The 11,377-nt window shown below is 36.5% G+C and carries 8 protein-coding genes and 2 pseudogenes; 8 read left to right on the top strand and 2 right to left on the bottom strand.

The features are described 5' to 3' along the window. Positions 1-25 precede the first annotated feature (25 nt). On the top strand, positions 26-1,828 hold the full coding sequence (sdhA, locus tag HF197_RS03380) for a succinate dehydrogenase flavoprotein subunit (protein ID WP_168464274.1): 1,803 nt from the start codon (positions 26-28) through the stop codon (positions 1,826-1,828). Between the two features lie 17 nt (positions 1,829-1,845). Here sdhA and dprA read toward each other — a convergent pair. Further along, positions 1,846-2,949, bottom strand: a pseudogene (dprA, locus tag HF197_RS03375) (DNA-processing protein DprA). Positions 2,950-3,095: 146 nt separating this feature from the next. Between dprA and HF197_RS03370 the strand changes: the two are divergent. From HF197_RS03370 to HF197_RS03350, 5 genes and pseudogenes are all read left to right on the top strand, one after another. Further along, positions 3,096-3,470, top strand: a complete 375-nt coding sequence (locus HF197_RS03370; RefSeq protein WP_168464273.1) for a ferredoxin family protein — start codon at positions 3,096-3,098, stop codon at positions 3,468-3,470. Between the two features lie 181 nt (positions 3,471-3,651). Beyond that, a pseudogene (tnpC, locus tag HF197_RS03365) lies at positions 3,652-5,012 on the top strand (IS66 family transposase). A gap of 297 nt (positions 5,013-5,309) precedes the next feature. After that, entirely contained in the window at positions 5,310-6,236 is a 927-nt protein-coding gene (glpX, locus tag HF197_RS03360; RefSeq protein ID WP_168464884.1) for a class II fructose-bisphosphatase, read from the top strand. Positions 6,237-6,367: 131 nt separating this feature from the next. Continuing rightward, entirely contained in the window at positions 6,368-7,807 is a 1,440-nt protein-coding gene (locus HF197_RS03355; RefSeq protein ID WP_168464272.1) for an ankyrin repeat domain-containing protein, read from the top strand. 72 nt (positions 7,808-7,879) lie between these two features. After that, positions 7,880-8,836, top strand: a complete 957-nt coding sequence (locus HF197_RS03350; protein ID WP_168463866.1) for an IS5 family transposase — start codon at positions 7,880-7,882, stop codon at positions 8,834-8,836. A 5-nt stretch (positions 8,837-8,841) separates the two neighbouring features. Here HF197_RS03350 and HF197_RS03345 read toward each other — a convergent pair whose 3' ends face one another. Next, a complete protein-coding gene (locus tag HF197_RS03345) occupies positions 8,842-9,009 on the bottom strand; it encodes an LssY C-terminal domain-containing protein (RefSeq protein ID WP_218938899.1) in 168 nt (55 codons plus the stop codon). 139 nt (positions 9,010-9,148) lie between these two features. Between HF197_RS03345 and radA the strand changes: the two genes are divergently transcribed. After that, positions 9,149-10,528, top strand: coding sequence for a DNA repair protein RadA (radA, locus tag HF197_RS03340; RefSeq protein WP_168464271.1), 1,380 nt, complete (start codon positions 9,149-9,151; stop codon positions 10,526-10,528). 178 nt (positions 10,529-10,706) lie between these two features. Next, positions 10,707-11,375 (top strand): ankyrin repeat domain-containing protein, encoded by a 669-nt coding sequence (locus HF197_RS03335; protein ID WP_168464270.1) that lies wholly within the window; start codon positions 10,707-10,709, stop codon positions 11,373-11,375. The last annotated feature ends 2 nt before the right edge of the window (positions 11,376-11,377 follow it).

The raw sequence follows: 11,377 nt of genomic DNA, 5'->3' as shown, positions 1-11,377 counted from the left end.
GGCATGTGTTATAAAATAAGTAGATATGGATAAATCGGCATACGAGATAATAGAGCATGAATACGACGTAGTGGTCGTAGGTGCAGGTGGGGCAGGTCTTAGAGCAACACTTGGCATGGCTGCTAATTTTTCAGTTGCGTGTATTTCTAAAATTTTTCCAACACGAAGCCATACAGTTGCAGCACAAGGTGGAATAAGTGCTGCTCTTAGTAATATGGGTGAGGATGACTGGCGTTGGCATGCATACGATACTATAAAAGGTTCAGACTGGCTTGGTGATCAAGACGCCATAGAATATATGTGCAAAAATGCTGCAAAGGCTGTTATCGAGCTAGAAAATTTCGGGGTGCCTTTTTCTCGTACGGAAAACGGAAAAATATATCAGCGTGCCTTTGGAGGTATGACAACTCAATTTGGTAAAGGAAAGTCGGCACAACGCACTTGTGCAGCAGCAGATAAAACAGGGCATGCAATCCTACATACTCTGTATCAACAATGTCTCAAATTGAATGCTGAGTTTTTTGTTGAGTATTTTGTAATTGATTTAATTATGGATAACGAAACAGGAGCGTGTTGCGGGGTTCTTGCTTGGTCGCTTTGTGATGGCACATTACACAGATTCCGTGCGCATTCAGTAGTTATGGCAACGGGTGGCTATGGTCGTGTTTATTTTTCTGCTACAAGTGCGCATACCTGTACAGGTGATGGTAATGGGATGGTAGTGAGAGCTGGCTTGCCGCTTGAAGACATGGAATTTGTACAATTCCACCCAACAGGAATATATGGTTCTGGGTGCTTAATGACAGAAGGGTGCCGTGGCGAAGGTGGTTATTTGGTGAACTCTGAAGGTGAAAAGTTTATGGAGCGTTATGCACCAAAGGCAAAAGATCTAGCTTCACGTGATGTGGTAAGTCGCGCCATAACGATTGAAATTAGAGAGGGAAGGGGAGTTGGGCCGAAGAAGGATTATATGCATTTAACAATAGCTCACCTTGATCCTGAGGTGATAAAACTCAGATTGCCAGGAATTAGTGAAACTGCAAAAACTTTTGCTGGAGTTGATGTAACTAAAGATCCGATACCAGTTATTCCAACAGTTCATTACAATATGGGTGGAATTCCAACCAATTATAATGGAGAAGTAATTACTTTAAATAAAGGCAAAGAAGTAGTAGTAGAAGGGTTATTTGCAATTGGAGAAGCTGCATGTGTTTCTGTGCATGGTGCAAATCGGCTTGGTTCTAACTCACTACTTGATCTTGTGGTTTTTGGGAGAGCTGCAGCACTGAGAGCAAAAGAAAAGGTCAAACCTAATGAAACGCATAAAAAACTGCATTCTAATTGTACGGATCGGATAATGGATAGGTTCAATAAAATGCGTTTTGCTTCTGGTGGTTATAGAGTAGCACAAATACGCAGTGAAATGCAGAATACTATGCAAAAATATGCATCAGTGTTCCGTACTGCCGAAGTTTTAGAAGAAGGTAAAAAAGCTATAAAAGAGGTAGCGAAAATGATGCCTGATATTGCACTTGAGGATCGTAGCATGATATGGAATAGTGATCTGGTTGAAGCATTGGAACTTGCTAATATGATGCCACAAGCAATTATTACCATGGAATGTGCAGCTAATCGAGAAGAAAGTAGAGGTGCACATGCACGTGAGGATTTTCCAGAGCGTGATGATAAAAATTGGATGAAGCATAGCATGGCATGGCTTAAAGAGAAGAAAGGAGAAACCAATGTAAAGATTGACTACAAAAAGGTAGCAGAGAAAACTCTGACTAATGAAATTGATTTTATAGCACCAGAAAAGAGGGTCTATTAGTTAATTTTGTAATCAATTTAAGAAAAAAGTAGCGATATTTTATTTCCCGGCGAACGCTCTACTTTATTTTCTAACTCTAATTCCAGCAGTGCCATTAAGGCTAAATTTGTGGAAAGTCCACTTGTTGATATAAGTTCATCTATATCAACTGGCATGGAGCTTATATGATTAACTATCACACTTTTTGCTTGTTGTAATCCTTCTTGTTTAAAGTCTTCTTTGTCAAACTCTGAATACTCAATGTCAAACAGATTTTTTTGCTGTGTAGGTAAGTTGAATCTAATGCTTTCTATTATGTCATCTGCAGATTCGATAAGTTTTTCACCATTTTTTATTAAATAATTGCTACCGCTACAACGTGAATCCAAAGGGAAACCTGAAACTGCAAATACTTCTCTTCCTTGGTTTAAAGCAAGATTTGCTGTAATTAGCGAACCAGAGCGCTTTGATGCTTCAATCACTACGACACCAAGTGATACACCAGATATAATCCGATTTCTTTGAGGAAAATACTGAGGCTTTGGTTGGGTAGAAAAGGGAAGTTCAGTAATTACTAATCCTCCGTTCTCAATAATTTTTTTGTATAAATCTAAATTTTCTTTTGGATATACTATGTCAATCCCGCTTGCTACGACAGCAATTGTAGGGTGATTTTTATATATTATGCTATTTGCTGCTGTGTCAATTCCTCTTGCAAGCCCAGAAGCAATTACAAAGCCAGCTTCACTTAAATCAAGTGAAAGTTTATTGGCAAAATTTCTTCCATTCATTGATGCATTGCGCCCGCCGATTATTGCAATTATCTCACGATTTAATAGTGATATGTCACCAAGTGCAGTTATTACAGGTGGGCGATCTGAAATGTTTCTCAAAAGCTTTGGATAATCAGGGTCACAGGCGGATATGATTTTAGCTCCTATGCTTTTTGCGTTATTTATTTCTTTTTATGCACTTTGAATACTATATATTTTCTAATTATTGATTAATTTATTGAGATATTCTGATGCTTTGTTTAATGATCCACATGCTCTTAGCACACTGAAAAATTTTGTTGACCCTAAAGTTCTAGCAAAGCTTAACCACACTGCTAATTCTTCATCGTTTAGTTTATGTATCTTCATAGAAGAATTTTCATTCATTAATACAACTAAAAGTATACTTCAAAAGTATTCAACAATATATGAATATCTCAATCAATATTACATCAAAAGACTTGAGTTTTTAATTAGTTTAGTGTACTCAAAGTAATATAAACATAAAATTTTTCATGACGCATTTTGTTACAGATAAATGCATAAAATGTAAATATACGGATTGCGTAGAGGTATGTCCTGTTGACTGCTTTTATGAAGGCAAAAACATGCTGGTAATTAACCCAGATGAGTGCATTGACTGTGGAGTGTGTATACCTGAATGTCCAGTTGATGCAATTGTAACTGACGATGCTATAAAAGATATTTTAGAGTTAGATGATCAGCTTCTCAATAGCGAACAAAAAACTTTCAAATCATTTTATAATATAAATATAGAATATTCACAAAAGTGGCCAAATATAACAGCTAAAAAGCAGCCTATGGACACGGCAGAGGAATATAAAGGCAAAAAAGAGAAAGCAGCTCATTTTCAGGAAAATCTTACTTAAGGCTTAGCTTCATAAAGAAAAGCCTTAATGCCTGATTAGAAATTTAATATAAACCCAAGTTTAAGGCAATAAGCTGTTTGATTCAGCCAATAACTTCACTTCGTATCCATTCAGCCGGGCGGTAAAATAAAGAGTAGACAAGGAATGCTAAAAAGGTAAACTAGAGTGGCTGTGAGGTAATATGGTTGATCTTTTAGAATTTTGCGAAAGTTTAAGCAGACTATAGAAAAGTTAGAAACAAAAATAGAAGAGCTTAAAGCAGAAAATAAAGCGCTAAGGATCGAAAACGCTGAGTTAAAAGAAAGGCTTGGCTTAAATTCAAAAAATTCATCTATACCAAGCTCCAAAGAATTATATAAGATGAGGGAAAATAAGCCAAAAAGTGACAGGAAAGTAGGAGCACAGGTTGGACATAAAGGCAGTTACCGCCCTAAAATGGAGGCAGATGAGATGGTAAAAATAGAACTGCCCAATACGTGTGAGTGCGGAGGAGAAATTGCGGTATCAAAAGATCCGTATACTCATCAAAAGGTCGATTTGCCGGAAATCAAGCCGTATGTAGTTGAATATCAACTAGAGCATGGACGTTGCAAAAGATGTGGAAAAAGAAAAAGTAGCAAGCTACAAGAAGGAGTAACTGCGGACACATTTGGTCCAAGAGTTAAGTCAGTAATTACAGCATTAAGTGGATTTTACAAGAATTCGAAAAAAGAAGTGGCAAATATTATAAAGGACATTTTCAACCTGGATATCAGCGTCGGTAGTGTATCAAATAGCGAGGCTAGAGTGGCAGAAAAATGCCAAGAAGCATATGAGCAAATTGAGGAAGAGGTAAGCAAGAGCAAAATTTTACATATCGATGAAACTAGCCATTACAACAAAGGTAAACAGGGCTGGTGCTGGATGTTTGCGAGCAAAATAGGAAGTGTGATCAAATTGACAGAGTCAAGAGGGATGAAAGTCCTGGAAAATAGTAAATTTGGAAAGAATAACAACCTAGTAGTGACCGACAGATATGCAGCTTACAACTACTTTTCCAGCAAGAAAAGGCAGGTCTGTTGGGCACATTTAGCAAGAGATTTTGAAAGGTTGTCTCATAGTTGGAATAGCGAAGTGAAAGTTTTGGGGTATTATTTAAGGAATGTTGCTACTGAATTATTTGCATTGAAAAAAGCTCTGTTAAAGGATGAAATAGACACATTAAGGTTCATAAGAAGAGCAAGAAAATTACGCAAGCGAACGAGATATTACTTAAAGAATATATCAAATTTACCTGAGGCAATTGGAGCGTCTCGAGTAGCAAAAAATATCATGAAATCGGATCTGATGATGTGGAAATTTTTGGACGATCCAGAAAATATTCCACTGACAAACAACTATGCTGAGCGACAGATTCGGCATTACGTTGTTTACCGAAAAGTTTCATATTTTACACAATCGAAACGGGGAAATATGTTTCTTGAGAGGATAATTTCATTGTACTTGACTTGGAGGCAAAAGAAGTTAAATCCTTTTCAAAACCTACTGGCTATTGCTTCTTAAGCCATACACCTGAATGGATACGATTCCTCTTGACTTCTGTACAAGGGCTATTATACCACTTAACACTATATCCTCTCATTTTATTATAGCTTGGTAATGTAGAGTTTATTACATGCAATGCTGTTATTATGGCTATTCTTCGATATAGATCTTCAACAGTATTATTACTGTACAACGTAATTAAATCCTCCAGTACAATGGTTTAGTTATAATAATTTCCTGCAATAAGTCAAAATATTGCACTCTCAAGCAGCATGAGATATATTCTAGTTACTTATTAATATTTTCAAATAGATGATGGAAGATCTAGCTTATAAATTAGTGAAAGTAACTGAAGCTGCGGCACTTGCTGCATATAAATTGGCGGGCCTTGGCGATGAAAAAAGAGCTGATCAGGTTGCAGTTGATGCAATGCGTACTGAACTAAATTCTATGGAAATAGATGGTACAATTGTAATTGGTGAAGGTGAAAGGGATTCAGCACCAATGCTATATATTGGTGAAAGAGTTGGCACTGGGAGTGGTCATGGGATTGACATTGCTGTTGATCCGCTTGAAGGTACTACAATTTGTGCTCATTATAAACAAGGGGCAATGTCTGTCTTGGCAGCAGCAAAAAAGGGTAACTTTCTGCATGCACCTGATGTCTATATGGAGAAAATAGCAGTAGGAAAAAATCTTCCAGAAGGTGTGGTGTCACTCAAAAATAGTGTTGAAGAAAATTTAAATAGCTTAGCTAAAGCAAAGGGATGTAAAATAAGTGACCTAATAGTAACTATACTAAAACGTGATAGGCATAATGAGTTAATAACGAAAATTAAAAATTTAGGAGCAAGAATTAAGTTAATAGATGATGGTGATGTTGCAGCTGTTGTGTCACTGATAAACGGCAATCATGACATGTATATTGGCATAGGAGGTGCACCAGAAGGAGTGCTTGCTGCTGCAGCGCTTAGCTCAATAGGAGGACAAATGGAAGGTAAGCTAATCTTTGACACAGATAGACTAAAAGAAAGGGCAAAAAGTCTCAGTATTCACGATACAGAAAAGATCTACGCTATACAAGACATGGCAAGAGGTGAGTCAGTATTCATCGCAACTGGAGTGACAAATGGAGAGCTTGTGGATGGAATAAAATTCAGTCAGGGCTCCTGCTCAATTAGCTCGTTGGTAATATTACCTAGTAAGGTGATAAAAATTCAAACAGAACTCAAGGTTTTGTAGAAGTATCTGAGATTAGAAAAGTTTTACCGTGGCCAACACATTTAAGCTTTTAAATATTATATATGCTAGTTTAATAATAAATTAGAAAGTTTGTGATAATGTGTTAACTATATTTTTGATATGGAGTTTGTATGACAATAAAAACAGAACAACCTAAAGAAATATCATATGATGAAGCGACGATTCTTGCTGAGATTCAGGTTGATGGCATTAACTTGAAGTCGCCAATTGTTGCCCGTCTTATTAAGGAAGGAAGACTATGGATTATAGAGAAAGTAATTGATAGGGGTGCTGATGTAAATGTTCCAGATGATGAAGGACGTGCACCAATACACTGGGCTCAATATAAAGAATTAGTTGAGATACTTATTGAAAGGGGTGCTGATATTAACGTTGGAGATATTGAGGGTCGTACAGCACTAAGTTTGGCTGCAGAATCTGGAAATCAGGAAGTGTGTGAGACATTGCTTAAGTATGGTGCTGATGTGAACATTCAAGACAAATACGGCTATACACCACTACTTTTTGCAGTTAAACATGAACATCAGAAATTATCTGAAACGTTGCTTAAGTATGGTGCTGACGTGAATATTCGAGATATATATGGCGTTACACCATTACATTGGGCAGCTTTGAGAGGGGAAGTGGAAATAGTAAAATCGCTAATAAAACACGGTGCAAACATTGATATCAGGGTTAATGGTGGCAAGGCAGCGTCGGACTTAGCTCGTGAAAAAGGACATACAGAAATAGCAGGGTTTCTGGAACTTGGTGAAAAAACTTGCAAGTTGTTTATTGCAATAGAAGAAGGCAATTTTGAAAAAATTGCATTATTGATAAAAAGTGGTGCTGACATTAATGCTCAAAATAAAGATGGTAATACATCACTACATTTAGCAGTCATAAGAGGTAAAGATATCTTCACGATAATAAAATTACTGATGGAGAACGGTGCAAACATTGATATCAAGAATAGTAATGACAAGACAGTGTCGGACTTGGTTCGTGAAAAAGGGCATACAGAAATGGCGGAACTTCTAGAATTTGGTGATAAAACTTGCAAATTGTTTCTTGCAATGCAAGAAAGAAATTCAGAAAAAATTGAATCATTGATAAAAAGTGGTGCTAACGTTGATGCTCAAAATAAGGATGGAAATACGCTACTACACTGGGCAGCAATGAAGGATGCCTTTCCAATAGTAAAATTACTGTTAGAGAATAATGCAAACATTGATATCAAGAATAATGATGGCAGGACAGCGCCAGATTTGGCTCGTGAAACAGGACATGCAGAAATAGCAGCATTAATGGAGCTTGGTGTTAAGGATTATTATACTAAATTATTAATTGAAGCAGTAAAAGAATCCAATGCAGTAGGAGCTGGATTAGCAATAGAAAATGGTGCTGATGTTAATGCTAAAGAAAAGAATAGTGGTTATACACCATTAAAGGTAGCAGTTCAGCAAGGATGTCAGGAAATAGCAGAATTATTGATTAAAAATAATGCTGATGTTAATGCTGAAGACAATTATGGCTGGAAAATATTGCACTGGGCTGGCTTTGTTGCATAGCTAAAGTAAAAAGAACTGGGAGTTACTGACAAAATTCATTATAAACAGGCATTTAACCGACAAAGGAAAAATATGCCAGTCAAAATGAAAGTCAGTAACTGCTACGAATATAACAAATTTCTCCAAGAAAGAGGAAATATTTTTTATTACGTCAACGATGCCATAGAAAATTGGTACGAAAAAAGTCCCAAAATGGCCGGTAGCAACAATATTTATAGTGATAAAGTCGTAATTCTAATTCACATAATAACTTATTTGTTTAGAATAGGCCTAAGACAAACGGTGGGGTTTATAGCGGGATACCTTGAGCAAATAGGAAAAAATTTGCAAGTTATCAGCTATTCCCAGGCTTCCAGAAGATTCAAAAAGCTTAACTTAAAAATTAATGATCGAAGACATGATAAAAACAGTATGGAAAATATTGAGATCGCCATAGATAGCACTGGAATAAGCATCTACAATAATATTCCAGGCCATAGTAAGGCAAACGGTACAGATAGAAAGTACCGTGGCTATAAGCAAACAAGAAAATTGCATGTAATGCTGGAGATAGGTAGCAAAAAAGTCATAGCTGCAAAATACAGTAGTGGAGTTTATTCTGACCACTATGGAGCCTGTGATCTTATTGCAAGGGCTAATGCTAAATACAATATAAGCACACTATATGCAGACAGAGCATATAATCGAAAGAAGTTATACAAATTGTGCAATGAGCTTGGCATAAAGACAAAAATTCCTCTGCAAAACAATGCAGTGGAGCATCCAAAGCTGGATTATATGGCTGAGAGAAATTCTACAATCAAGCTCATAAAGTCATATGGTGAAGATGGTATGAAGAAGTGGAAAAAAGAGATAAATTATGGGAAGAGATCTTATATAGAAAGTTTTTTCTCGCGACTGAAGCAAACATTTGGGTTTAGTTTTAGGAACAAATCTGAGATTAACCGTGAGAAAGAAATGCTACTCAAGTGTTATTTGCTGAACAAATTTACTGAAATAGGCATGGCTAAATTTGAGATAGCTTCATGAATTTATTATGCATTGCCTCCTATCCAAAGAGCGATGCAACAAAGCCTCTTTTTAGACAGGGTAAGTTTATCTGCAACACTCCACCCTGCACTCGTGAAAGCTTCATGAATTGCTTCTTTACTTCCAACTATAACTATATTTATAGGATCACCAGCTATTCTGCTATTTTTCATGGTTTTTTTCTGCATAGATATGAGCTCTAAGCCTTGACACGGCAAACACAGTAATATAATCATCAAAAGAACAAGTAGTCTGGACATCATTAAGTTATTTATTTTACTAGATTTTTGATAAGAATTTATTAACGTATAAATGAAAACCATATATGTATGTCAATCTTGTGGCCACAGCACCGGCAGATGGGTAGGTAAGTGCATAGCATGCGACAGCTGGGACACAGTTGTTGAGGAAATAGCAGTTAAAACTGATAAAAAGAACTCATCTGCACTGATCTTAGTGAAAGCATTGTCGGATAGCGAGATCATTACTCCAGATCGTTTTTTAACAGGTATAGATGAGTTAGACAGAGTGTTTGGTGGAGGAATTGTTCATGGTGCTAGCATTTTAATTGGTGGTGAGCCTGGCATTGGCAAATCTACCCTTTTGCTTAGAATTGCAGCTAATGTTGTGCAATTTTCTCCCTTTGAATGTCTTTATGTATCTGGTGAAGAATCTTTAGAGCAGGTGAGCTTAAGGGCAAAGCGACTCAAAATAAATGATAAGAAAATTAAACTTTTATCTACAACTTCTTCAAATGATATATTAACTATTATCAAAGAGAATAAGAACATAAAACTGGTGGTAATTGATTCCATACAAACTATTTATGATAGAAGAATAACTTCTGCTCCTGGTACGATTGCACAGGTTCGTATCTGTGCTCATGAATTAACTGTTTTTGCTAAACAACATGGTATTTCGCTTCTCATAGTTAGCCATATAAATAAGGACGGGCAAATAGCTGGACCTAAAACTCTGGAGCATATGGTGGATACAGTGTTACATTTTGAAGGTGAAAATAGCAATCAACATCGTATTTTGCGTGCAATTAAAAATAGGTTTGGTCCTGCAAATGAGATAGGTATTTTTGAGATGACAGAAGTTGGGCTAGTACCTGTTGAGAATCCATCATCGCTGTTTTTAATGGATCGTGATAGAGAAGTAGTGGGTAGTGCTGTGTTTGCAGGAATTGAAGGCTCAAGGCCAATTTTAATGGAGGTGCAAGCATTAATAGCAAAAACGAACATGGCAACTCCAAGAAGGGCGGTGGTTGGATGGGATGCTAATCGCTTGGCTATGATCATAGCGGTTCTTAATGCCCGCTGTAAGATGTTTTTGCACGATAAAGAAGTGTATTTAAATATTGCCGGAGGACTGAAAATACAAGAGCCATCGGCTGATCTTGCAGTAGCAGCATCTATTATTTCAAGTGTGATAAGTCTTCCGCTACCTACTTCTTCAATAATCTGTGGTGAAATTGCACTTTCAGGGGAAATTAGGAATATTTCACATGCTGACTTAAGGCTGAAAGAAGCACAAAAATTGGGATTTAAGAGAGCAATTATGCCTAAGAATGGTAATTATTCTTCTTGCGATATTGAAATCATAAAGCTTGGCCATGTGAGAGAATTGAGAGATATTTTCGGGGCTGATTGCACTCATAAAACAAGCTTTGTAGAAGATTTTGCTTAAAATACTAATTGTTAAATTTCCCTATTTTCCTGACTTTCTTAAAATTCTTCTAATCGGGTCTGGTAAATTATCATTTTATGCTAGAATAATAATAAAATTATAGATAAATAAATTGACTTTTCCATAATATTTAAGATAATTAAATCTATATCATATTTGTCGGAGAGGGTTATGAGCAATGTACAAGATAAACAAAGCAGAACTAAATCAACGGCTTATTCATGCTACTGCAAGAGGAAATGTAGATCGAGTTAATGAGCTCATAAGAAAGGGTGCTGATGTTGATACAAAAGATTTATGGGAAAGTACGCCTTTACACTTGGCTGCTGAGAAAGGTTACACAGAAATAGTGAATGCTCTTATAGATCACAAAGCAAACGTTAATATAGAAGATTGTGACGGAGATTCTCCTTTACACCTGGCTGTTGGAAAAAGTTGTCTGGAGGTAGTAAACATTCTCATAAAAGAAGGAGCTGATGTTAATGCAAGAAATAATTTTTATTTATTCACTCCTTTACATTTAGCTGCTGGAAAGGGTTACATAGAGATGGTAAGCATTCTCATAAGAGAAGGAGCTGACATTAATGCAGAAGATTGTTACAAAAATACTCCTTTATGCTTGTCTGCATTAAGTGGCCATACAGAAGTGGTAAACTTTCTTATAAAAGAAGGCCCTGTGAAAAATAGACGAGCTTCATATCTAGCTATTAAAAATGGCCATATAGAATGTAGCAAATCTCTAATCCAGTACACTATATTACATAACCCTGAAAGAGCGAAACCAGGTTACGTCAACAGTAATCTTACGTTATCTCAGTATTGGGATGATTATCAAGACAAAGTGTAGAA

This window comes from Wolbachia endosymbiont of Ctenocephalides felis wCfeT, assembly GCF_012277295.1.
Lineage (GTDB): Bacteria > Pseudomonadota > Alphaproteobacteria > Rickettsiales > Anaplasmataceae > Wolbachia.
This window is presented reverse-complemented; position numbering and strand designations above follow the sequence as displayed.